This is a genomic window from Pseudomonas sp. RC10, from assembly GCF_038397775.1.
GTDB lineage: Bacteria > Pseudomonadota > Gammaproteobacteria > Pseudomonadales > Pseudomonadaceae > Aquipseudomonas > Aquipseudomonas bambusae.
This window is the reverse complement of record NZ_CP151650.1, coordinates 1,750,028-1,772,175: the sequence shown is the minus strand read 5'-3', so window position 1 is coordinate 1,772,175 and position 22,148 is coordinate 1,750,028. Positions and strand designations below refer to the sequence as shown.

The 22,148-nt window shown below is 58.1% G+C and carries 22 protein-coding genes and 1 pseudogene; 17 read left to right on the top strand and 6 right to left on the bottom strand.

Going from position 1 to position 22,148, the window contains the following annotated elements; all coding sequences use genetic code 11:
• Positions 1–70: 70 nt before the first annotated feature.
• Complete coding sequence (locus AAEO81_RS08135) at positions 71–805, bottom strand: SDR family oxidoreductase (protein ID WP_341962784.1); 735 nt, start codon at positions 803–805, stop codon at positions 71–73.
• 115 nt (positions 806–920) lie between these two features.
• Here AAEO81_RS08135 and AAEO81_RS08130 point away from each other — a divergent pair, with 115 nt between their 5' ends.
• Both AAEO81_RS08130 and dctA read left to right on the top strand, forming a co-directional pair.
• Entirely contained in the window at positions 921–1,298 is a 378-nt protein-coding gene (locus AAEO81_RS08130) for a helix-turn-helix domain-containing protein (RefSeq protein WP_341962783.1), read from the top strand.
• A gap of 556 nt (positions 1,299–1,854) precedes the next feature.
• On the top strand, positions 1,855–3,168 hold the full coding sequence (gene dctA, locus AAEO81_RS08125; protein WP_341964495.1) for a C4-dicarboxylate transporter DctA: 1,314 nt from the start codon (positions 1,855–1,857) through the stop codon (positions 3,166–3,168).
• A 213-nt stretch (positions 3,169–3,381) separates the two neighbouring features.
• Here the strand turns inward: dctA and AAEO81_RS08120 are convergent, their stop codons facing one another.
• On the bottom strand, positions 3,382–3,831 hold the full coding sequence (locus tag AAEO81_RS08120) for a DUF6196 family protein (RefSeq protein WP_341962781.1): 450 nt from the start codon (positions 3,829–3,831) through the stop codon (positions 3,382–3,384).
• A 118-nt stretch (positions 3,832–3,949) separates the two neighbouring features.
• Between AAEO81_RS08120 and AAEO81_RS08115 the strand changes: the two genes are divergently transcribed.
• A complete protein-coding gene (locus AAEO81_RS08115) occupies positions 3,950–4,873 on the top strand; it encodes a LysR family transcriptional regulator (RefSeq protein ID WP_341962780.1) in 924 nt (307 codons plus the stop codon).
• Between the two features lie 172 nt (positions 4,874–5,045).
• Here the strand turns inward: AAEO81_RS08115 and AAEO81_RS08110 are convergent, their stop codons facing one another.
• Complete coding sequence (locus AAEO81_RS08110) at positions 5,046–5,585, bottom strand: carboxymuconolactone decarboxylase family protein (RefSeq protein WP_341962779.1); 540 nt, start codon at positions 5,583–5,585, stop codon at positions 5,046–5,048.
• A 114-nt stretch (positions 5,586–5,699) separates the two neighbouring features.
• Between AAEO81_RS08110 and AAEO81_RS08105 the strand changes: the two genes are divergently transcribed.
• Positions 5,700–6,071, top strand: a complete 372-nt coding sequence (locus AAEO81_RS08105) for a cupin domain-containing protein (protein WP_341962778.1) — start codon at positions 5,700–5,702, stop codon at positions 6,069–6,071.
• Complete coding sequence (locus tag AAEO81_RS08100; protein ID WP_341962777.1) at positions 6,050–6,661, top strand: AraC family transcriptional regulator; 612 nt, start codon at positions 6,050–6,052, stop codon at positions 6,659–6,661. The genes AAEO81_RS08105 and AAEO81_RS08100 overlap by 22 nt, the downstream gene beginning before the upstream one ends.
• A gap of 79 nt (positions 6,662–6,740) precedes the next feature.
• Here the strand turns inward: AAEO81_RS08100 and AAEO81_RS08095 are convergent, their stop codons facing one another.
• Together AAEO81_RS08095 and AAEO81_RS08090 are read right to left on the bottom strand one after the other, a co-directional pair.
• Positions 6,741–7,511 (bottom strand): SDR family oxidoreductase, encoded by a 771-nt coding sequence (locus AAEO81_RS08095; protein ID WP_341962776.1) that lies wholly within the window; start codon positions 7,509–7,511, stop codon positions 6,741–6,743.
• Between the two features lie 33 nt (positions 7,512–7,544).
• The gene (locus AAEO81_RS08090; RefSeq protein ID WP_341962774.1) at positions 7,545–8,519 is read right to left on the bottom strand and encodes a zinc-binding alcohol dehydrogenase family protein; all 975 of its coding nucleotides are present in this window, start codon (positions 8,517–8,519) and stop codon (positions 7,545–7,547) included.
• 338 nt (positions 8,520–8,857) lie between these two features.
• Between AAEO81_RS08090 and AAEO81_RS08085 the strand changes: the two are divergent.
• From AAEO81_RS08085 to AAEO81_RS08030, 12 genes and pseudogenes are all read left to right on the top strand, one after another.
• Positions 8,858–8,944: pseudogene (locus tag AAEO81_RS08085) on the top strand (CGNR zinc finger domain-containing protein); the annotation flags it as partial.
• 412 nt (positions 8,945–9,356) lie between these two features.
• The gene (locus AAEO81_RS08080; RefSeq protein ID WP_341962773.1) at positions 9,357–9,842 is read left to right on the top strand and encodes a DUF417 family protein; all 486 of its coding nucleotides are present in this window, start codon (positions 9,357–9,359) and stop codon (positions 9,840–9,842) included.
• Between the two features lie 116 nt (positions 9,843–9,958).
• On the top strand, positions 9,959–10,576 hold the full coding sequence (locus tag AAEO81_RS08075; protein ID WP_341962772.1) for an isochorismatase family protein: 618 nt from the start codon (positions 9,959–9,961) through the stop codon (positions 10,574–10,576).
• Between the two features lie 88 nt (positions 10,577–10,664).
• On the top strand, positions 10,665–11,576 hold the full coding sequence (locus AAEO81_RS08070) for a LysR substrate-binding domain-containing protein (protein ID WP_341962771.1): 912 nt from the start codon (positions 10,665–10,667) through the stop codon (positions 11,574–11,576).
• Positions 11,577–11,681: 105 nt separating this feature from the next.
• The gene (locus tag AAEO81_RS08065; RefSeq protein ID WP_341962769.1) at positions 11,682–12,560 is read left to right on the top strand and encodes a pirin-like C-terminal cupin domain-containing protein; all 879 of its coding nucleotides are present in this window, start codon (positions 11,682–11,684) and stop codon (positions 12,558–12,560) included.
• A 92-nt stretch (positions 12,561–12,652) separates the two neighbouring features.
• On the top strand, positions 12,653–13,600 hold the full coding sequence (locus tag AAEO81_RS08060; protein ID WP_341962768.1) for an alpha/beta hydrolase: 948 nt from the start codon (positions 12,653–12,655) through the stop codon (positions 13,598–13,600).
• 42 nt (positions 13,601–13,642) lie between these two features.
• The gene (locus tag AAEO81_RS08055; RefSeq protein WP_341962767.1) at positions 13,643–15,163 is read left to right on the top strand and encodes a GMC oxidoreductase; all 1,521 of its coding nucleotides are present in this window, start codon (positions 13,643–13,645) and stop codon (positions 15,161–15,163) included.
• An 83-nt stretch (positions 15,164–15,246) separates the two neighbouring features.
• A complete protein-coding gene (locus AAEO81_RS08050) occupies positions 15,247–15,567 on the top strand; it encodes an antibiotic biosynthesis monooxygenase family protein (RefSeq protein ID WP_341962766.1) in 321 nt (106 codons plus the stop codon).
• Positions 15,557–16,594 (top strand): SLAC1 anion channel family protein, encoded by a 1,038-nt coding sequence (locus AAEO81_RS08045; RefSeq protein ID WP_341962764.1) that lies wholly within the window; start codon positions 15,557–15,559, stop codon positions 16,592–16,594. The genes AAEO81_RS08050 and AAEO81_RS08045 overlap by 11 nt, the downstream gene beginning before the upstream one ends.
• Positions 16,595–16,958: 364 nt before the next feature.
• The gene (locus tag AAEO81_RS08040; RefSeq protein WP_341962762.1) at positions 16,959–18,218 is read left to right on the top strand and encodes an acyl-CoA dehydrogenase family protein; all 1,260 of its coding nucleotides are present in this window, start codon (positions 16,959–16,961) and stop codon (positions 18,216–18,218) included.
• A 50-nt stretch (positions 18,219–18,268) separates the two neighbouring features.
• Entirely contained in the window at positions 18,269–19,711 is a 1,443-nt protein-coding gene (locus AAEO81_RS08035; protein ID WP_341964494.1) for a cytosine permease, read from the top strand.
• Positions 19,708–21,144 carry an aldehyde dehydrogenase family protein gene (locus tag AAEO81_RS08030; protein WP_341962760.1) on the top strand — a complete coding sequence of 479 codons (1,437 nt, stop codon included), beginning with the start codon at positions 19,708–19,710 and terminating at the stop codon, positions 21,142–21,144. The genes AAEO81_RS08035 and AAEO81_RS08030 overlap by 4 nt, the downstream gene beginning before the upstream one ends.
• A gap of 18 nt (positions 21,145–21,162) precedes the next feature.
• On the opposite strand, the gene AAEO81_RS08025 is transcribed toward AAEO81_RS08030, so the two are convergent.
• Positions 21,163–22,059, bottom strand: a complete 897-nt coding sequence (locus AAEO81_RS08025; protein WP_341964493.1) for a LysR family transcriptional regulator — start codon at positions 22,057–22,059, stop codon at positions 21,163–21,165.
• Between the last annotated feature and the right edge of the window lie 89 nt (positions 22,060–22,148).

Genomic DNA, 22,148 nt, shown 5'->3' with positions numbered 1-22,148 from the left:
GCGATATCCCAATTCTCCAAGGCCCGACGGCTTCGACGATCGGATGAGAAATCCCGTCGGGCGCAGTGGATCAGAGTTGGGCGAGGCCGCCGTCGACGGCCACTTCGCTGGCCGTCATGAAGCTGCTGTCCGGCGAGGCAAGAAACGCTGCGGCGGCGCCGATCTCTGCGGGATCAGCCATGCGCTGGAGGGGGGTCATCGACGCGTAGACCTTCTGGCCCTCTTCCCCCAGCGCAGCCTTGGCGAGTTCAGTGGCCGTCGCACCGGGTGACAAGACATTGACCCGGATGCCGGTGCCTTTGAGGTCTTCGGCCCAGGACCGCGCAAGGTTGCGCACGGCCGCTTTGCTGGCGCTATAGGCGCTCATGGCCGGGGCGCCGGTGGTGCCCGCGCTCGACCCGGTCAGGATGATCGAACCGCCTTCCCCCATCAGCGGCAGCGCTTGCTGGACCGTGAAAATCGTCCCTTTCACATTGGTGTCGAAGGTGTCGTCAATGTGCTCGGCGGTGATACTGCCGAGGGGCAGCGGGCTGCCTGCACCCGCATTGGCGAAGACGATATCGAGGGTGCCGCGCTCGGCTTTCACGGCGGCGTAAAGCCGGTCAAGGTCGGCAGGATCAGACACCGAGCCTTTCACCGCGCGGGCGTTTGGGCCAAGCTCGGCCACCGCCGCGTCGAGCGCGTCTTGCCGACGACCGAAGATGAACACGAACGCGCCCTCCTCGATAAAGCGTTTTGCGGCGGCGCGGCCAATGCCGGTTGCGCCACCAGTGATCACTGCGGTTTTGCCATTCAATCGGGTCATGTCGTGCATCCTTCAATGAGTTTCTGCTCAAGCCGAGGAACGGCTCGCTTGGAAATCAGGATGCGGCGCTGATAACCTAACGACAAGTATGCACATTTTGGTAAGTACCTAAAAAATGACGACATCACCTGAAATCTGCGACACCGGATGTGGGCTCAACGCCACGCTGCGCGTCATCTCCGGCAAATGGAAACCGTTGGTCCTTTTTTTCCTGCGGGACGGCGCGAAGCGCTATGGCGAGTTGAAACGGCTGATACCGGGCGTGAGCGACAAAGTGCTGATCCAGTCGCTGAAAGACCTGGAAGCCGATCGTGTGCTGGCGCGAACGGACTATCAGGAAGTGCCTCCGCGCGTCGATTACACCTTGACGCCACTCGGCCGGGGTTTGGCGCAGGCGATCATTCCACTGTGTACGTGGGGGACGGAAAATGCGGCGGAAATGGCGCGGATTTTTGCGGAACAGGATGCCGTGTCGTCGCGAAGTGCTGGGTGAGCGCACTTCGGATAAGGGAATATGCGGACGCTCAAAGAATAAGTTTCTCGACGGGCTGGATTGAAACTACTAAGCACCTTACCGATGCATCTTCTTACTATGAGCCGGAACGAAGGAAGCTAGATATAACAAGTGCACGCGATGGAAGATTATTGACTGAATGCACCCATTATTTACTCTCAAATCCGAGGCGAACCTCCTGCGCGACCAGCAAACTTAAAACGTATCCGATCAGATCAGACACCTGATTCTGCACCCCCGGTGTACAGGCAGAAGGCATCGGCCGTGGTTTTTGAGCTTGCCACACACTTCATGAACGCCTCCTCCACGTTTTGACTCTTGCCCGCAACGCCGACCGATTTCAGGATGAGTCGACTTACTCAACGGAGTCTTTCGAATGTTCAATCGCCGGGGGAGTAGCGCAGTGGCTGCTTGATAAAGTCCCGCCCTCCCTCACCTGAACTTCATACACCACCGATCACGGCATTAACCTCGCAGGCGCTCTCGTGCCCGCGGCGGCACCGTGTTGCCCAAAAAACGTCGCGAGATAACAACAATGATAATTAGAAAACTGCTGGGAACCCTGTACGTACAAGTCGTGCTAGCCCTGGTGCTGGGCGTGTTATTGGGAAAACTCTGGCCCCAGGTCGGGGTGGACCTGAAGCCTTTGGGGGACGGTTTTATCAAGCTGATCAAGATGATCATCGGGCCGATCATCTTTTGTACTGTTGTCTCCGGTATTGCCAGCATGCATGACGTGAAACAGGTTGGACGAGTCGGAGGCAAAGCGCTGTTGTATTTTGAAGTGGTATCGAGCATTGCGCTGGTGATCGGCCTGATCGCTGCGCATTTGCTGCAACCAGGAAGCGGATTCAATGTAGATGTGGCGACGCTGGATCGCTCGACAATCGCCGGTTATGTGGGCCAGGCGCAACATGGCGAGGGCATTGTCGGCTTTTTGCTGCACGTGATTCCGGCGACCTTTTTCGAGGCGTTCACCCAAGGCGAGATTTTGCCAGTACTGTTCGTCTCGGTGCTGTTCGGCGTGGCACTGGTGATGGTGGGTGAAAAAGCCAGACCGCTGACAGGCCTGATAAATCAGACCAGCGAAGTGTTCTTTCGCATTGTCGGCATCATCAGTAGGGTAGCCCCTGTCGGTGCATTTGGAGCCATGGCTTTCACTATCGGCAAGTACGGCCTGGGCTCGTTGCTACCCCTGTTGAAGTTGGTCGGCACGTTCTATGTCACGGCGCTGTTCTTCATCTTCGTAGTGCTGGGCAGCATTGCCCGTCACAGCGGTTTCAGCATCTTCAAACTGCTGGCGTATCTCAAGTCCGAACTGTTGATCGTGCTGGGCACCAGCTCATCGGAATCGGCGCTACCACAGCTGATCCAGAAGTTGGAAAGTCTGGGGGCCTCTCGCGGTGTCGTAGGTATCGTCGTGCCCACGGGCTACACCTTCAACCTGGACGGCACCAACATCTACATGACGCTGGCGGTGCTGTTTCTTGCCCAAGCAACCAACATCGATCTGACGATGGAACAGCAACTCACCCTGCTCGCCGTGGCAATGCTCACGTCCAAGGGCGCCGGTGCGGTAGTGGGCGCAGGTTTCGTGGCATTGGCCGCCAGCCTGGCTGTGGTGCCAACCGTGCCCGTGGCTGCCATGGTATTGATTCTGGGGATTGATCGTTTCATGGCCGAGTGCCGTTCGCTCACCAATATTATTGGCAACGCTGTAGCAGCACTGGTAATCGCGGGCTGGGAAAAAGAACTGGACCGCAGCCAGATGGTACCCATTGCTCTCAAGGGCAGCCGCAGTGCGGCTGCGCTAGATGCTAAAACTCGTGTCCGCGCCGACCACGTCTAGGATATGGCGTTTTTTGGGGCTCTTGCTGGGCCCCAAACGGCTCCGCATCTGGGCGAATTACGCGTAGCGGGTTTCGTAGCACGTAGACCGCTTCGCGAATTCCGCCAGGTGGCGCAAGAATCCTGCTCTAAAGCCGATTCTTGAAAACCGACGGATATCGGCCGGCAGCCACATAGGCAAGCGAATACGGTTTACCGTATTGCTCTCCTGCATCTACTCGGCCGTACAGCCATCAACCAATGCCTGGATCTCTGTAAAGACATCCGAAGCCAGACTCGCCGGAACGCCCCAATAATCAAAGATTCCCCCCTCATCCTGGTGCTGGCCGCAAGTCACGAAAACGCCAGTCCCAAAGCGCTGTTTCAGTCGACTGGCCAACCAGCCTACAAACCCGCTGTTGTCGATACCGTGAGGAAAATGGAAACGGAAGACGCCAAAAAGCTCCTGCTCGGAGGCTTCGCAGGGGACCAACTGACTCCACACCTTGTCATCTCGAACGAGTGCCAGTGCGTCGGGATGTACGGCTCCTGGGAAAGATGACAAAGGAAACTCCAAAAACGCATACGTGCCGGTAAAGAATCGGACGCGCGCCTGGGTCATGACGCGTAATAGCCGACGCTCCGCATCCTCAGTGGTTTCATGCGATATGTTCACCATTTCCATATCTCCGCTCTGTGAAGCGCAAGGCGCTTGCATTGATTGACCCGAGCGATGTTAAGCAGGAAGATTTTCAAGATAAATGCCCGACATAGAACAACATTGACAACCAAAGGTTGTAGATATGGATAAGCTGAAAAGCATGGCCGCCTTCGTCGCAGCCGCAGAGGCAAGCTCTTTCTCCGCGGCAGCAGCACTGCTAGGCGTCACTCCGCAGCTGATTGCCAAACAGGTCGGGAACCTGGAATCACAGCTAGGTCTCAAGCTGATCACCCGGACCACTCGCCGTCAAAGCTTGACCGCCCTGGGTGAAGAATATTATTCGCGCTGCAAGGCAATCCTGAAGGACGTTGAAGATGCTGAAGCGCTGGCACTGGCGGCAAACTCCACGCCGCGCGGGAAGATCAGAATCAGCGCACCCTACAATTACGGCTCCCATCGGTTGATCCCGTTCCTCACCCAATACCTGACGCGCTACCCCGAAACGGAAATCGAACTTGAACTCACAGACAGGTTCGTGAACATCGTGGAAGAAGGATACGAAGTCGTTTTCCGGCTGGGCAAACCGCAATTGGCCGACAGCGCTGCGTTGGTGCAGCGCGGTTTGAAACCTTTCAGAATGTTCGCCTGCGCATCGCCTGCTTATCTATCGCGCAAAGGGACCCCGCTCCACCCCGAGCAACTCGTGGACCATGACTGTCTGGGCTATCTATTTTCCGATCGAATGACGGACAAAGTCTGGCGCTTCACCAAAAATATGCAGGCGTTCACAATCCCCATTACCAGCCGACTGAGGGTCAATAACACCCTGGCCAAGGTCAATGCAGCATTGTCGGATTTCGGCATCACGCTCTGTGTAGAAGACGTGCTCACGCCCTATGTGCAACGTGGAGAGCTGGTTGTACTTTTCGAGGACTTCGAAGGACCTACCTACCCCGTCAATCTGATCTACCCCGCCGACCGTCGTCCCTCAGCAAAGGTCAGACGCTTCATCGACGACGTCGTCGATGCTCTCGGCGTGCCGCAAGGCAAGCGCAGCGAGGGCTGATACCGAGCCTGCGTTTTTAGCAACCTTACCCGCCGGTGATGATGGCTATCTTGGCAACGTGAGAGCGCGGCAGCCTCGCCAAGGCTTCCAATACCAAGACGGCTAAAAATGCAAAAGAGGCCCGGAGGCCTCTTTTTTTTAGTGCACTGTGACGCCCGTATCCCGGCGCAATTCACTTCACAGGCGGCATGTCGATGTCGGTGTCGTTGATGCGGTTGAAGGTATTGGTAAAGATGGTCAGCGCGATCGTCAGCGAGATTTCCGCCAGTTGCGCATCGCTGTAACCCGCCTGGCGGATTGCGGCAACATCGGCATCGCTAAGCGTGCCGCTGGTTTTCTGCAACTTCAGTACGAAGCTGACCAACGCATCGCGCTTGCTGTCCCCTGTCGAGGCGCCGTGGCGGATCTGGGTCAAGACGTGAGATGGCAGGCCGGTCATCTTGCCCAACATCACATGGGCCGCAACGCAGTAGTCACAGCCGGTCTGCTCGCTGACCAGCAACTTGATGGTTTCCAGGTCCTGTTTGCTCAGGCTGCCGTTGGCCAGCACGCCCTCGGCGTTGAGCACAGCGGACAGTGCATTCGGCACCAGATGGCCTAACGCGGCAAACAGATTAGGCACGGTACCGCCGGCGATTTTCCGGACTTCGGCATAGACGTCAGCGGTGGCGCCAGTGGCAGTTGCAACAGCGGGGATTGCGATGCGGCTCATGGTGAAACTCCTGCTCGGTGGGTTAGATGGCTCCACTTTATCCAACACCCATGATCTTGTAGAGACTAAAATCTCTCACTATAGTGCTCATAAGTATCAACTACGGACATTCTCATGACCGCTTCTTCCCGCCAGCAGGACTGGCTCAGCCGACTGCTGGAGATGATTACCGTCAAAGGACGCCTGGAACTACGGTGCGCATACGGGGCGCCGTGGCAGGTCGTGTATGAAGACTCGGAACCGGGAGAGATGCCGTACCACGTGGTGATGCGCGGGTCGGCCATTCTCGAAACGCCGGGTCTTGGCGCGCCGCAACGATTACAGGCCGGTGACGTGCTGCTGATGCTCCATGGCTCTGAACACGTATTGCATGACGGCAGCGGCATCACGCCGCCCAAGGCGAGCTACCGTGATGAGCTCAATCTGGTGGTCAGTGAAAACACCGGCGGCGGTGAGCCCTTGGAATGCTCTGTGGCCGCTTCGTGATCCGGCCACCCCACGACCGCTTCATCAGGGATTATTTGCCGGGCCGCTTGATCGTCCGCACGGCGAGCCAACCCGCTGACACGCAGACTCACGCGCAACTGACTCATCTGCTGGCCGTGATGCGGCAAGAGTCACTGGTCGCAAACCTGGGCGGCAATGCCATGCTGGATGCCCTGTCTACCGCGCTATTCACCATGACCCTGCGTCTGGCCAGCGAATCGGCGGATACCCCGGTGGGCCTGCTCGCGATGGCAGGCCACCCAAGGCTGGCACCGGCACTCACCGCGATCTTCAACGACCCGGCCCGCGCCTGGACGCTGCCGGAGCTGGCGGATCTGTGCAACATGTCCCGGGCGACCCTGATTCGCCATTTCCAGGACAAAGTGGGCAAGTCCGCAAACGCCATCCTGACTGACGTGCGCATGACCATGGCAGCCAATGAACTCACCTCCACTACGTTGCCTACCGAGGCGATTGCCGAAGCCGTCGGGTATCAATCCGTCGCCGCGTTTCGGCGTGCGTTTACCCAACGCATGGGCATGACCCCAGGCGACATTCGCAGGTCCAGACACCTGGGCTCGCCCTCTTGAAGGGGCCATGAACGCAAAAAGCCAGGTGCCACCCCACTTCGGTGGCACCTGGCTTGTCAGGCAGGATGTGCAGTCAACCTCAGACGGATTTCACCTCTCCCCCGTCGATTCGCAACGCCGATCCGGTCATCCACTTCGCAGGCGGCGACACCAGGAACGCCAGCAGGTCGGCGATCTCTTCGGGCTCACCAAATCTTGAAATTCCGGCATTCTGCGGAAACCTGATCGTCGCTTCTTCAACGCTCATGCCATTGGCAGGTGCCCATTTCTCCAGAAAGGATCGGCGCCGCCCCGTCATCACCGGCCCCGGCAACACACTGTTGACCTGGACGCCGTCCTGGATACCGCGATCAGCGAACGCCTTGGCCAACGCCACAATGGCAGCGTTGATGGTCGCGACCGCTGCATAGCCGGCTTTCGGCGTATCCGCCGAGTTGCCGGACATCAATACCACCGAACCTCGCGATGCCTTGAGCGCAGGCCACGCCGCCAGTGTCATCCGCCGTGCGCCGTGCAACTTGAGCTCGGCACCGTTGTGCCACTGCTCATCGGTCATTTCGAACAGATCGATCTGAGGCACAGCCCCGGCGATGTTCAACAGGGCGTCAATCCTGCCAAACCGCGCCAGGGTTTGTTCAACCACTTCTGACGGCACACCCGGCGCGGAGATATCAGCGTCCAGCACCAGCGTTTGCACACCGATCGCCTCAACCTGCCGGGCCGTGTCTTGCAAGTTCTCGCGGTTTCGCGCCACCAGGACCAGTGCCGCAAAATCCTTGGCCAGGCGAAGGGCCGTGGCGCGACCGATCCCCTGACTTGCACCCGTGACAATCGCTACAGACTTCACCATCGCAACTTCCTCATTCAATGCATTGGGTAGGGATCAATCGACAACCACGACCATTTTCCCGGCCGCTTCATTGGCCTCCATGACACGGTGAGCCTCATGGATTTCCTCGAATTTGAAGACTCGCGTCGGTTTGACGTCGAGCCTGCCTGCGGCTGCTTCCTGGGCGATGGCCTGCAGCGGCACATCGGCCAACGGGAAGCCCTCGGTGCCGAAAACGAAGCTGCCAAAGAAGGTCAGATAGACGCCACTGGACATCTGCAACAGCGGATTGAAATCAGCGATAGGCTCCAGCCCGCCCAACCAGCCTGCCAGGCACACGCGCCCACCCCGGCGAACGATCGCCAGCGAATCGATCACCGTGCTGTTGCCCACCAGATCGAGTACTGCATCGAAGGTTTTTGCGCCCTTGATACGGGCGGACAGCTGCGGCCCTTCCAGCTCCACCGCCACCGCGCCGAGGTCCTTGAGCATCTGCGCACGTTGCTCGCTGCGGGTCGTGGCAACCACGCGCGCCCCTGCGTTCACCGCCAGTTTCACCGCTGCCTGGCCGAACGATGAGGTCGCACCTCGAATGAGAACGGTCTGGCCTTTCTCGATCTCCAGATTGCGGAAAAGACAGGTCCATGCCGTGGCGTAGGTTTCCGGGATCGCTGCCAGCTCGGCCCACGGCAGATCGGCGTCGATCAAGGCCACGTTGGAAACCGGTGCGCGAGTGTATTGCGCGTAACTGCCGTTAATGGTTCGGCCCAGCCCTCCCATCAAGGCAGCCACCTTCGCCCCGACCGGGAATTCGCCACCGGGACATGACTTCACGATGCCCACGCACTCAATGCCGCTGACCGGTGCCGCTTCCGCCCATTCACCCCGGCGCATGTGCATCTCGGCGTGATTGATGCCGAACGCCTTGATCTGGATGACAACATGCCCTTCCTTGGCGGTGGGCTCCGGGATGTCTTGATAAACCAGGCTGTCCAGACCGCCGAATTTCTCTAGAACGATCGCTTTCATAAAATTCTCCTGTAGAGGCCGTTTAGGCACCTGATCCGATTGGCTGGGTGAACGTCGCGTGGTCGCGTGAGAAGGAGGCCAACGGCGGTCGCCATGGAGCACCGGCCGAGCAACCTCTCTACTGCTGGCTTGGAGGTTAGTAACAGACTAGTAACTTGTCAAACACATTTTGAATGGTTACTAATTTCGACACCTAGAGAGAAAGCGAGTATTCGATTAGCACCCATTTGGACGGTCTGGCGATGTTCACCGCGGACGCCCCGGCACCGGATTTCCTGAATTCCTTGCTCCACTGGCTTCTTCAGTCAAACTCGTTCAACTAGAACACCCGCGGCAAGAAACGTCGATGGTGCAGCATGGCGGTGTGCGGCAATCGCGCCAAGGCGGCGGCGCACCGCGGGCGCAAGAAGTCCGACGCGGCGTGATGGGCAATCCTGAGAATACGGGGCAAATAACTAACCTTACCAAATATTTATAGCAGGTTACTAAGCGTTTGATTCGTTGGCAGCCGTAAAGCCGCTCTTCACGAGTCGCTGCCATGGGCGGCGCATTCGCCCTTCCTGTATCAAAAGCCCATTCCGTCAGCTAACGCCCGGATTGATCCTTTCTGAGATTTTGAAACTTTTGAGCATCTTTTAGATATCTATCAGGCTTAGGGGTATTAACGATACGCCCTACCATGGCGCCATCGACCACTACCTAACACTCGATGGAGTTTCCAATGTCACGTACCCACATCCCGTTCCTGGCGCCTGCCACTCAGGCTGCCCACCACGCAGCGCCAGGGAGGACTCAAGCATGAATTGTCTAATCAACGTTCTCGGGCGCTCGGGCCTCATGAAGCGCGATCTCGACTACCACTTGCTCCGCGCCGCGATGGTGGTCATCTTCGTCTGGTTTGGCTATGACAAATGGTTCGTTGCCGAGATCACCGACCTGCTGCCGCTGATCACCAACGGCCCGTTGATTTCATGGACCATTCCGGTACTGGGGGTCAAAGGCACCAGTGTCTTCCTGGGCACAGCAGAATGGACATTTGGACTGCTGATCTTCCTGGGTTTCTGGAACAAAAAGCTTGGGATACTGGGCGCCCTCGGCTCCTGCGCCACCTTCATCGGAACCGTCACCATCATGCCGTTCGCACCCGGAGCCTGGCATGAAGGCGCCGGCGGTTTTCCGGCGATGACGATCGTGGCCGCGTTTCTTCTGAAGGATCTGGTATTGCTCACGGTCTCGGTCTACCTGCTCAGGCAGGACGTTGCCCGGCAGTTGAAGATGGCTGAGCAGGCCGCCTCCGCTGCATCAGATCGTTCAACACGTTAGACGCTGGGTTCGAGTTTCATGGGCTTCTGAGAGAGCGGTTTAACCCGTAGCTTTTGTTCCACCACGACCCTAACGCGGTCGCCGGATAAAACATATCTACTCAAGAGGATGATGAAATGAGCCTACGTACCTATGAACCTCTCACTGCCGATAACGCCGCCCTCATTCTGGTCGACCATCAGGTTGGCCTGATGACCGGCGTGCGCGACTACTCGACCGGCGAACTGAAGCACAACGTAGTGGCGCTCGCTAAAGCCGCCCAGGCGCTCAATCTGCCAATCGTGGTGACCACCACTGCACGGGACAGCATGTGGGGTCCGACCTTTCCCGAATTGGTAGACGCATTGCCCGGTATCGAAATCATTGACCGCTCTACGGTCAACGCTTATGACGACGAACGCGTGGCCAATGCCATCGAAGCCACCGGGCGCAAGAAGCTGATCTTCGCTGGCATCTCACTGGAGGTCTGCGCGGCGTTTCCGGCCATGACAGCTGTAGCGCGGGGCTACGACGCCTATGTGGCAGTCGACGCATCGGGGACGTTCAGCGACACCAAGCATCAAGTCGGTCTGTTGCGCATGATGCAGGCCGGCGTGATTCTTTCTGACTACGCGACCCTGATGGTCGAGATTCTCAAGGACAACGGCAGGCCGGAAGCAGGTCCCGTCTATGGCGCACTCGACATGCCGTGGGCAACTCTGGTCGGGCAAATCGCCTCGGCGTATCGCGGCTGAAACGTCCTGACCCCATTTCTGGAAACACCCGCAATATCCCGGCACAATCGCACCTCAGCGTCCAACCATACGAACGATGAGGTGACAAGTGCTGGATCTCAACGACTTCTTTTTCTTTGTTCATGTGGTCGACCGGGGCGGATTCACCGCCGCCGGTCGAACCCTGCAAATCCCCAAATCCACGCTCAGCCACCGCATCCAGCAACTGGAAAACAATCTGGGCGTTCGCCTGCTCAACCGTACCTCACGCAAATTCGGAATGACCGACGCCGGTGCGGATTTTTATCATCATGCCGTGGCCATGCTGCGTGAGGCCGATCTGGCGGAGAGTACGATCAGGCACCGGCTGACCGAACCGACCGGCACGATTCGTTGCACGGCGGGCAATGCAACGATGCAGTTTGCGATGTCGGAGATCATCGCAGACTTCCTGGCTCAATACCCCAAAGTCAACATCGTTTCCCACGCGGCAGACCGGACCGTCGACATCGTTGGCGAAAACTACGATGTCGCCGTGCGTGCCCATTCCGGCCCCTTGCCTGATTCCGATCTGGTGCAGCGTACGCTGGCGCCTGCCCCGTGGTTTCTGTTTGGTGGGGCCAGTTACCTGGACGCCAAGGGTGAACCTCAGACTCCCCAGGATTTACACAAACACCCCGCACTGTTCATGGCCCGATCCGGCGTAGCGCCGGTGTGGCGCCTGCGCCATGCACACCAGGCGAATGAAGAGGTGGTCATTCCTCTGGAGCCGAGACTCCAAAGCGACGACATGACCGGCTTGCAGCACGCCGCTATCAGCGGCTTGGGCATCGTGGCGCTGCCAGGTTATGTCTGTCGGGCAGCGGTGCGCTCCGGGGCGTTGAGGCGTGTGCTGCCGGAATGGCTTGCTGGAGACTCAACGATCACTGCGCTCATTCCTTGCCGACAGGGGCTTCTCCCATCGGTGCGAGCATTCCTCGACCATCTGGCTAAAGAGTTTCCGAAAAAAGTACTGATGTAGATCGTCCAAGGTCATGGACGTTGAGTCCTGAAACCGACGGCTTCTCGGGACTCGGGTTCACCTCTAGATTGGCTATCAACAAGACGCCAATCAGAGGGCCGGATCATGAATCATATCGCCACGCTTGAAACCGACGTGCTGCTCAGCCAGCGACTGGGACAGGTCGTTTCGGGCGTCACTCACACCATCGGCGAAGGCTTTACAGCGCTGCACTTTTCAGAAGAAATGTTTGCCTCCCGCATGGATCCCCTGCTGATGGTGGATCATTTCGTCATGACGGCACCCACCTTTGCCCCGCATCTGCACGCCGGTATTTCTGCGGTCACCGCACTGTTCGAAGATTCACAAGGTGATTTTCTAAACCGTGACACCCTGGGACATAACCTCGCCCTTAAAGCTGGCGATCTTTACTGGTTGGCAGCCGCGAGCGGGGCGGCTCATGAGGAAACGCCGGCAGCAAATGCCCGCGTCCATGCCTTGCAACTGTTCGTCAATCTCCCAGCTCATCTCAAGCAAGCACCGGCCCGCACGCTTCACGTCTCAGACCAGCAAGTTCCTGTCATTCACGAGCAGGGGCATCGCGTGCGAGTGGTGTTGGGGCGCAGCGGCGATGTTACAGGGACAGAGGGAACACCTGAGCCTCTGACATTGCTCGATGGATTTCTGCAAGCGAACGGTGCGTTCACTCATGTGCTAGCGCAAGGCTTCCAGGCCTGGATCTACGCGGTCGACGGCACTTTGACCCTTCGCTGCCAGACCGAAGAGCGCAGCGTTCCTGCCGGTCACGCCACCACGGTAAGTGCGGGTGAACAGGGCGGGCTGGCGATGAGCGCGAGCGAGCCATGTCACTTCGTCCTGATCGCGGGCAAGCCCATTGGCGAACCGTTCATTAAACGTGGCCCGCTGGTGATGACAACCGAGGAAGACATTCGCCGAACCCTCGCCAAATACGCCAAAGGTGGCTTCGGACAGATTCCGACCTGACGCGCACCTGACCCAAACGCTGACCCGTCGCGCGATCTTCTCTCCGCGTGCATGGGGAACCTTTGCCCTCAATTTGAAGAAGGTGACCAAACATGACGCCTACCAACAGCCTCTCCCTTGAGCCCGCTCGCGTTACTACGCTGCGTATTTCGCCTGATGAACACTTGCGGGAAAGCGCTTTGCGTGAACAGTTTGCACGGTTTTGGGCCACGACTCCGGGCGAACCCAGAGCGGTGTACGACACCTTTATCGGCGCCACGCCACTCGCGGCGGATACATCACTGCGCGCCGTAAACACCGCGACCGTGAACGGGTGGTGGGTAATACCCACCGACGCCCTCCCCGGCCAGATCATGCTTTACCTGCATGGCGGCGGATACGTTCAAGGCAGCGCTCGTGCCTATCGCGGCTTTGTCAGTCAGATCGCTCAGCGGACACGAACGGCGGCGCTGGTAATCGACTACCCGCTTGCTCCAGAAAGCACCTTCATTCAAGCCACCGACGCCGCGCTGGCAGCATGGCACTGGTTGATTGATCAAGGTTACACACGGATCGCAATGGTGGGAGATTCAGCCGGAGGTGGTCTCGCACTGGCGACACTGGCCACCCTATCCAAATCGGCTGGAGCCATTGCTCCCTTGGCAGGCGTGGTCTTTTCACCTTGGGTCGACCTGACATTCAGCGGTGCCTCAATGACCGACCCGAATGTGAACGACCCACTCATCGGCTATGCGTATCTCCAGCAATGCGCCCGCCAATACCTCGCCGGAGCCGATCCAGCGGATCCGCGAGCTTCGCCATTGCTCGCGGCCCTCGACAGCTTGCCGCCGCTGTTGATCCAGGCCGGATCCGACGAGCGCCTTCTGGACGACTCACGCCAGTTCGCCGCACGTGCAAGCCAGGCAGGGACGCAGGTCGAGCTGGAAATCTGGGAAGGTCTGCATCACGTGTTTCAGCTTGACCTCGCTCACCTACACAGCAGCGCAACAGCGCTTGATCGCGCCGCAAGCTTTCTATGTCGCGCCTTCGACGCGGCGTGACCTCACTCATCAGAAATACGCTTTCAAACAAGGAGAAAGACCATGACTGCTGAACAGACTCTCGATCAAACATTCGACGTCATCATCGTGGGCGGCGGTTCTGCCGGGGCGGTGCTTGCCAACCGGCTGAGCGAAGATCCGTCACGCAGGGTCCTGCTGCTGGAGGCCGGACACGCCTATGCCTCATCCGAGTATCCAGACGTGCTCGCCAACGCCAACCGAGTCGGCGGTGATCCGGCACATGACTGGGGGTATCACACCTCCGATCACTTGGGTCTGGGTCACAACGTCAACGCACTGCGTGGCAAGGTCTTGGGGGGAAGTTCAGCAGTGAACGCGGCGGTGGCCATGCGTGCCCGTGCTTCGGATTTCGAGAACTGGACGCGTAAAGGCATCAAAGGCTGGACGTTCGATGACGTTTTGCCGGTATATAAGTCGCTGGAAAACACCCCCTCCGGCGATGACGCCTGGCACGGTCGCTCAGGCCCGTTCCCGATTCGTCAACGCACAATGGAAGAAAACACCCCCTCGATGCAGGCCTTCACGCTCGCTTCGCAAGCGGTGGGTTTGAAGAGGATCAGCGACTTTAACGGCGCGGAGCAAAACGGTGTTTCGCCCTACCCGCTGAACGTGGTGGATGGCCAACGCATCAATACCGGCATGGCCTATCTCACTGATGACATTCGCCGTCGCCCGAACCTGGCGATTATGGGCAATGCGGAAGTGGACCTGGTCACCTTCGAAGGGCTGCAGGCCACTGGTGTTCGTCTCATCGACGGCCAGACATTAACCGCCCGGCAAGTCATCCTGTCGGCCGGTGCATTCGGTAGCCCGGCCATTCTTCTGCGCTCGGGCATCGGTCCATCAGCCCACCTTGGCGAGTTGGGCATTCCCCTCATCGTCGATGCGCCAGTGGGCGAAACACTCAAGGAGCATCCGTTCTATTACAACGTCTACGCCCTGAAGCCAGCCACTAACTCGATGATCCCCGCTGCGGGAGCAATCATTTGGACGCGTTCCAGTGAAGCGGAAGGTGACGCGCTCGACCTGCATATTTCAGGAACGCATATTTTCGACCCCGCACAGAGCCCCACCGGCGGTGCAATCGTTCTGGCGTGCGCCGTCACTTTGCCCAAGTCGGTCGGCTCAGTGCGCTTGGCCAGTCGCGATCCGAAGGTTGCCCCGGTGATTCGCTATAACTTCTTTCAGGACCCGAGCGACCTGCGTCGCATGATGGAAGCCGTCAAGCTGTCCCGCCAAATTGGCAGAACTGCTCCGTTCAGCGACACGGTCGAATTCGAAATGACGCCGGGCGCAGACGTTCAGGATGACGAGGCGTTGAAGCAGGCAATCATTGCCTCGGTGGATGGCTACGCCCACCCGACCTCAACAGTACCCATGGGGCCCGCCGATGATCCCGCCGCCGTGGTGGACGAAAACGGCGCAGTGCGGGGAGTAAAGGGACTGCATGTGATCGACGCCTCGATCATGCCAGAGATCCCATCGGTCGCGACCAACGTGACCACCATCATGATTGCCGAGGCCATCAGCAAAAAGCTTTGACGCCCACCCAGTGAGAGCTCGCCATCGCGATGGCACCAAGTCTCGCGGTGGCAAGAGTCACGCGCAATGACAGGAGACCTATCATGCTGATTAACGCCGTGAGTACCTTGCAGATCGAGGGGTTACCCGGAATGAACGCGCAAATGGAAAGGCTGCTTTCGGCGGTCGTTCCCACACTCAAACAATTACCAGGTTGTCTGGGTTACGAATTCTTCCGAAACCCCTGTCATCCGCATGAATGGATCATTACCGGGTGCTGGGCAAGTCAACAGGCCATGCACCAGCACTTCGAAGCCCCATCAACCAAAATATTGATATGGGCAACCGCCAGCAAAGCCTGCGCTGTTCGGTTTGCAAGTTTTGACAATACTTCAAACGACTTGGGGTCATCATATGAGCATTAAATCCTCCCCCCCGACGACGTTGCCCGATGCAGCTCAGGCGTTTGGCACGCCCTCTTCAGAAACTCACAAAGGAAACCTCAGTTACCTGCCCGTTGCGTTGTTTGGCTCGGTCATGGGTCTGACGGGGTTATCGTCGGCGTGGAAGCTTGCGTATGAACTCTATGGTCTGCCTTTGTGGGGGTCGCAGGTGATCGGCGGCTTGGCCATCGTCGCATTTCTGCTAATGGGCACAGGCTACGCGATCAAGGCGGCGACCGGACTCAAGACAGTTAGAGCTGAGTTCCAGCACCCCATCGCCGGAAACCTGTTCGGAACCCTTTTCATCAGTCTGCTGCTGATACCAATACCGTTATCCGATTACAGCTTGCCCTTGGCACGGGGAATCTGGAGCGCTGGCACGCTTGGCATGATCTTCTTTGCTTGGTTGATCATTTCCCGATGGTTAAGCCAACGCCAGCAAACAGCCCATGCAACGCCTGCCTGGATTGTTCCTGTGGTCGGTCTGATCGATATCCCGCTCGCGGTGCCAGCGCTCCACATGCAGGGTTTGGATGATCTGCTCATGTTCTCTTTGGCGCTGGGCCTGTTCTTCGCCATACCATTGTTCACGTTGATCATGTCGCGCCTGATGTTCGAAGAGCCTGTCAGTTCCGCGCTGCAACCCTCGCTCATGATCCTGCTCGCACCGTTCGCGGTTGGATTCTCCGCTTACGTCACCGTCGTAGGTGGCGTTGATCGATTTGCGAGCGCCCTCTATATGCTCACGCTGTTCATGCTGACCGTTCTTGCCGGGCGGTTACGCTATCTGGCCGTCAGCTGTCCGTTCCGATTGTCCTGGTGGGCTGTGAGCTTCCCGTTAGCAGCTGCCACTGTTACCGCGCTGCGATACGCAGCCTACAAGCCCAACTTGTTCACACACTCCGTGGCACTCACCCTGCTGGCAAGCGTCACGTTGATTTTGTTGTGGATGGCTCTCAGAACTGCGGTAGCGACTCTGCAAGGAAACCTGAAAGCGTTGGCGGGATAAGACCGTGAGGCGGGTTTCCAGGAGATCGGTCGCGAGAGGCAGCTTCCGGCCAGAAGCGGTCATTCATAGCCTCATAAACTTCATTATCAGAGGTTCTAATTCTACCCGCCGCGCCAGTTGGCATCTTACGTACTGACACCTTTCAACCGCTCCGCTAGCCAGTTCCGCAACTCACGCGTCCTTTCTCGAAGGCACACCCCCCCTCGCATCAAACATCAATGAATTCTGATGCCAGCCTGAAAAGATATGAATTCGTATTGATGTTTTGCCACCTTAAGATCTTTCCAGCTCCTGCAACTGGAGGACTTCGGGTCGTTGCACCTGAAGTGACGCAACACAACGATTATAAAAATGAGGAACAGTGATGCCCGTTGACTTCACGCTGACTGACGCCCAAAAGAAAGCTCGCGAAGACATGCGCGAGTTTGCCCATAAGCATTTATCGAAAGTTGAGAAGGCAATAACACCCTTCAAAAGCCCTGAAGAACGACTAAAGGTGATCCGGCCAGTCTTTCAAGAGATGGTCAAAGCCGGTTTTCTCAAATCAATTATCCCTGAAAGGGATGGCGGCACTTATCAAGGCTTGCTTGACCTGATTATCAGTGGTGAAGAAGCGTCGGTCGGCGACGTCAACGTGAGTTGTGCGCTATTTTCCTGCGGGCTTGCCCTGTCTCCGATCATCTCGCACGGCACCCTCGACCAACGTAAACAGTTTTTGACGCCTTTCCTCGCCGATCACGGCGCGCCTCTGGCAGCGCTTGCATTCAGCGAGGTCGGAGGTTCGGCGAACTTCGACGACCCTGATCCAGCGGCTGGCGTGCGTACATACGCTTACCGTGATGGCGACGAGTGGGTGATTTCAGGCGATAAGTTCTTCATTACCAATGGCTGGGGTTGGGAAGGTGAAGGTGCCGATCTGTTTGTGGTTTCTGCCCGTACCGACTTGAGCATTCCGTCCAGCGATTCGCTTGCCGTTTTTGCCGTACCGCGCCCCTCGCAGGGCCTCTCATTTGGCCAGTCGTTGGAGACTATGGGGCATCGCGCGACGCCCTCACCCCGAATCAGGTTCGACAAGGTACGCGTTCCTTTAGATCACATGATCGGTAAACCCGGGGATGGCGCGGCCATTCTGGCCCAGACATTCGCCTGGTCGGGCGTAGGTGTCGCCGCCGAAGCAGTCTGCGTCATGCGCCAGGCTTTCGAGGCTGCCTTGAACTTTGCGAAAACCGATACCCGCAACGGTTCGATGCCAATCATTGCCCATCAAAATGTCGGCTACATGCTGGCGGACATCAAGATGCGCCTGGAAGCCGCGCGCTACATGGCTTGGAAAGCCGCGCACTACTTCGATCAAACCGATGGCGCGGGTACTGAACTGGCCGTCATGGCCAAGGTGTATTGCTCCGAACAAGCCGTACAAATCGTATATGACGCGATGCGCATCGTCGGTATCGAAAGCTATGCCGATGAAATGCCGTTCACCCGCCTGCTGCAGGACGCGATGGCCTTCCCGCTCTACGACGGCGGCAACATGGGCGTGCGCCGGCGCGAACTGCACAAGATACTGCAGAGCGATGGCTATGACCCTATGGCCGCCTCGGAAGGCCGCGTCCTGCCCAGATAAGCGAACTGTAAAAAACGCTGAAAACAATAATTACAGGTGTGAGGTTCAACATGACAACTCAGCACAGTAGCGAGACGGGACGCCCGATCATCGAAGTCCGCTCGATCGACTATGTTCCGCGCAACGAGCGACACGGCAAGGTTTGGCACCAGGGGCCGTTCTGGTTTGCCGGCAATTTTGTGATCATGACGATGATCATCGGCTTTATCGGGCCATCGATGGATTTGAGTGCCCTGTACTCGATGCTGGCCATTGCCCTTGGCGTGGGTTTCGGCACCTTCTTCATGGCCTTCCATGCCAATCAGGGCCCGACGATGGGCCTGCCGCAGATGATCCAGTCCCGCGCGCAGTTCGGTATTCGTGGCGCGATCCTGCCGCTGGCGGCCGTGGTGTTCTGCTACATCGGTTTCAATGTGTTCAACGTAATCCTCGCCACTGATGCCGTGCAGACCGTGGTGCCCGGCGCGCGGCAACCCTGGTATGTGCTGTGGATCGTGGCGGCCGCCCTGCTGGCTGTGGTCGGTCATGATCTTTTGCACATCGTGCAACGCTGGCTGACCTACCTGATCATCGCGGTCTACAGCGCGATGACGGTGGCAGCGATCTGGACCCTACACGCGGACTCGGCGCTGGCCCAATCAAATTTCTCCCTCGATGCTTTCCTGTTGCAACTGGGCGCCGCCGCCGGCTATCAAATTAGCTACTCGGTCTACGTATCGGATTACTCGCGTTACCTGCCCCACGACACCCCTGCGCGAAAAGTAGTCTGGTGGACTTACCTGGGCGCGGCCGGCTCTGCCTTGTGGCTGATGTCGCTGGGCGCGTTCATTGCATCAGCAATGCCCGAACCCAATGCCATTGGCAGCCTGCGTCAGGTAGGCAATCAATTCATCCAGGGCTTCGGCACCTTTACCGTGCTGATTTCCATACCGACGCTGATCGGTATCATGGCGGTCAATTTTTACGGCGCCATGCTCACCGGTATCAGTACGCTGGATGCCTTTCGCAAGTTCACACCAGGCCTGCGCAGCAGGATAAGCGGGATCGCGATCACTGCCGTGATCGTATTCGTCATCTCCATCGCCATTCCGGACAAGTACCTGGCCAGCTTCAATACGTTCATCTTGCTCATCCTGTACTTCCTGATTCCGTGGACGGCAGTGAACCTGGTGGATTTCTATTTCGTCCGCAAAGGCAACTATGCGATCAGCGAGATGTTCAACCCGGCTGGCATCTATGGCCTCTGGTCCAGATCGGGGCTGACGGCCTATTTCGCCGGTTTGCTGGCCATGGTGCCCTTTATGTCCCTGAGCTTTTACACCGGTCCCATGGCCCGGGCCCTTGGCGGTGCCGACATCGCGTTCATAGTCGGGTTGCCCGTTGCCGGCATCGGCTATTGGCTGATGAGCCGCGGCCTCAACCTGGGCAACGAAGCCCGCATGGTTCTGGCGAGTGAACAATTATTGGAAAACGCTTCGGGAGCACAATCGTGAGCACACCCCATTACATCAATGGCCGCTGGGTTTCGGGCAACAGCATCAACCGCATCACGGCTTATGACCCCTCCCTAGGGCAACCCTTCGACGAGCTGGACGCGGCAGATGCTGCACAGGTGGATGAGGCTGTCACTGCCGCACGCCGCGCATTGCCCAACTGGAGCAAAGCAGGTGCGGTGACTCGAGCGGACTACCTGCAAGGATTCGCCGACAGCCTTGAAGAACGTCGCGAAAATCTGATCTCGTTACTCATGCAAAACAACGGCAAGCCGCGCCACGAGGCCAGTGTCGACATTGATGATGCCGTAGCAACCTTCAGGTATTACGCCAATCTGATTCGTCCCCTGAATGGTCAGCCAGACAACGCCGTAGCGCTGCCAACAGTGGCCTTCAGTTCCCACGTGAGACTGGAAGCCATCGGTGTGGTCGGCTTGATCGTGCCGTGGAATTTCCCCCTGGTGACCAGCGCCTGGAAGCTTGCACCCGCACTCGCCGCCGGTTGCACGGTAGTGCTCAAGCCATCCGAGATCACGCCATTGATCGAGCAGGTATATGGCCAGATCGCCGATGAACTGGAGTTGCCTGCGGGTGTACTGAACATCGTCATGGGTCTGGCCGACACAGGCGCAGCACTGAGCGATCATCCGGGCATCGACAAACTTTCATTCACAGGCAGTAACGCGGTGGGCAGCCTGGTCATGCGCACTGCGGCCACATACTGTCGACCGGTCACCCTTGAATTGGGCGGGAAGTCCGCGATCCTAGTGTTTGAAGACTGCGACCTCGATCAGGCAGTCGAGTGGATCATCGCCGGTATCTGTTGGAATGCTGGTCAAATGTGCTCGGCCACCTCGCGTCTGCTGGTGCATGAAAGCATCGCCGATGCACTGATGCTGCGCTTGAAGTCAGCGTTTGAAAAACTGCGTATTGGTAACCCATTGACGGGTGAAGTCGACATGGGCCCACTGACGAGCAAGGCGCAGTGGGTAAAGGTCAACGAGTATCTGGCCATCGCCGACGCCGAAGGATTGCACTGCCTCACGGGCGCGGGCACCCTGCAGTCCGGGCCTGGCTGGTTCGTCAGCCCGACGATCTACTGCGATGTCCCTTCCAATAGCCGTCTGTGGACCGAGGAGATCTTCGGCCCCGTGCTCTGTACGCAACGCTTTGCAACACAAGAGCAGGCCGTGGCGATGGCGAATGACAGCCGCTTCGGCTTGGTCGCCACCGTCATCAGTACTGACCTGGCACGAGCAGAACGCGTTGCCGAGGCGCTGGACGTTGGGCATGTGTGGATCAATTCGGTTCAAGTGGTCTTCGCACAAACGTCCTGGGGTGGCACCAAAGGCAGTGGCATTGGCCGCGAACTGGGGCCCTGGGGACTGTCGGCCTATCAGTCGGTCAAACACATCACGCGGTTTATCGGCTGACACATCGCACATCCAGCCTCACAGGCCGTGCACGGCAAGCAGATCCGCGATGAATGCGCGGACTGCTTCGCTCTGCGGATGGCCGATGTGGGTAATCAGGCTGTGTTGCATCTCATAGCGTAGCGTCTCGGCGTGCAACACCCCCATCTGCCCGGCTTCCACCCAAGGCCGGGCATAGTGCGCGGGCAAATACCCCAGGTGTGTGCCGGCGAGCACCGCATGCACGACGGCTTCTACATGATAGGCAGTCGCTGATGCCCGTTCGGGTGCCGGTGGCTGCATGAGATCGAGTGGCAAGAAACCGTACTTGATCCAGTTGCTGGCCTTGACCTGTTCCAGGCTTGGCTGTTCCACCCCGAACAACGGATGCGCTCTTCCACAAAACACGGCGACCTCTTCGTTGTACAACGGCTGGTAGTTCAGCGTAGGCAGCGAGCGGCTGAAATAGGAGACGGCCATGTCCAACTGCCCATCGATCACCGCAAGCTCAAGCTCGGTGGGTGAGTTGACGAAGATATGGAGATGCGTGTCATGTTCGCGCTGATGGAAACGTGCAATAGCCGCATCGATATGGGCACTCGGCAAGGTCGCGATATTGTCGGCGAGCCCCAGATACAGATTGCCCACCAATCGCCCCGTCAGCTCCTGTGCCTCATCGCGAAACGCGTCCAGAGCGCCAAACAGGGCCCTTGACGCTTCAAGGATACGCTGGCCTTTCTCGGTCAATCGGAACCCGCCCTTGCCTCGCTCGCAGAGTCGATACCCAAGGCGTTTTTCCAATCCCGAGATCTGCATGCTGATGTTCGACTGACTCATGTTCAACTCGGCTTGCGCCGAGGTGAACCCACCACATTTCACAACCACAGAAAATATGCGCAACAAGCGCACATCCATGTCCGAAACATTTCTGAGCATAGAAATCTCTGTCCAGGCAACCCGATAGACAAACAACAAGCGCTCATTTCACTGACCGCTAGCTATTCAACGGCTTGAGCCAGACAGAG

Excerpts from the sequence above, each read along its gene's own strand:
- AAEO81_RS08135 (WP_341962784.1), bottom strand. The coding sequence starts at position 805 with ATGACCCGATTGAATGGCAAAACCGCAGTGATCACTGGTGGCGCAACC.
- AAEO81_RS08130 (WP_341962783.1), top strand. The coding sequence starts at position 921 with ATGACGACATCACCTGAAATCTGCGACACCGGATGTGGGCTCAACGCC.
- dctA (WP_341964495.1), top strand. The coding sequence starts at position 1,855 with ATGATAATTAGAAAACTGCTGGGAACCCTGTACGTACAAGTCGTGCTA.
- AAEO81_RS08120 (WP_341962781.1), bottom strand. The coding sequence starts at position 3,831 with ATGGAAATGGTGAACATATCGCATGAAACCACTGAGGATGCGGAGCGT.
- AAEO81_RS08115 (WP_341962780.1), top strand. The coding sequence starts at position 3,950 with ATGGATAAGCTGAAAAGCATGGCCGCCTTCGTCGCAGCCGCAGAGGCA.
- AAEO81_RS08110 (WP_341962779.1), bottom strand. The coding sequence starts at position 5,585 with ATGAGCCGCATCGCAATCCCCGCTGTTGCAACTGCCACTGGCGCCACC.
- AAEO81_RS08105 (WP_341962778.1), top strand. The coding sequence starts at position 5,700 with ATGACCGCTTCTTCCCGCCAGCAGGACTGGCTCAGCCGACTGCTGGAG.
- AAEO81_RS08100 (WP_341962777.1), top strand. The coding sequence starts at position 6,050 with ATGCTCTGTGGCCGCTTCGTGATCCGGCCACCCCACGACCGCTTCATC.
- AAEO81_RS08095 (WP_341962776.1), bottom strand. The coding sequence starts at position 7,511 with ATGGTGAAGTCTGTAGCGATTGTCACGGGTGCAAGTCAGGGGATCGGT.
- AAEO81_RS08090 (WP_341962774.1), bottom strand. The coding sequence starts at position 8,519 with ATGAAAGCGATCGTTCTAGAGAAATTCGGCGGTCTGGACAGCCTGGTT.
- AAEO81_RS08080 (WP_341962773.1), top strand. The coding sequence starts at position 9,357 with ATGAAGCGCGATCTCGACTACCACTTGCTCCGCGCCGCGATGGTGGTC.
- AAEO81_RS08075 (WP_341962772.1), top strand. The coding sequence starts at position 9,959 with ATGAGCCTACGTACCTATGAACCTCTCACTGCCGATAACGCCGCCCTC.
- AAEO81_RS08065 (WP_341962769.1), top strand. The coding sequence starts at position 11,682 with ATGAATCATATCGCCACGCTTGAAACCGACGTGCTGCTCAGCCAGCGA.
- AAEO81_RS08060 (WP_341962768.1), top strand. The coding sequence starts at position 12,653 with ATGACGCCTACCAACAGCCTCTCCCTTGAGCCCGCTCGCGTTACTACG.
- AAEO81_RS08055 (WP_341962767.1), top strand. The coding sequence starts at position 13,643 with ATGACTGCTGAACAGACTCTCGATCAAACATTCGACGTCATCATCGTG.
- AAEO81_RS08050 (WP_341962766.1), top strand. The coding sequence starts at position 15,247 with ATGCTGATTAACGCCGTGAGTACCTTGCAGATCGAGGGGTTACCCGGA.
- AAEO81_RS08045 (WP_341962764.1), top strand. The coding sequence starts at position 15,557 with ATGAGCATTAAATCCTCCCCCCCGACGACGTTGCCCGATGCAGCTCAG.
- AAEO81_RS08040 (WP_341962762.1), top strand. The coding sequence starts at position 16,959 with ATGCCCGTTGACTTCACGCTGACTGACGCCCAAAAGAAAGCTCGCGAA.
- AAEO81_RS08035 (WP_341964494.1), top strand. The coding sequence starts at position 18,269 with ATGACAACTCAGCACAGTAGCGAGACGGGACGCCCGATCATCGAAGTC.
- AAEO81_RS08025 (WP_341964493.1), bottom strand. The coding sequence starts at position 22,059 with ATGCTCAGAAATGTTTCGGACATGGATGTGCGCTTGTTGCGCATATTT.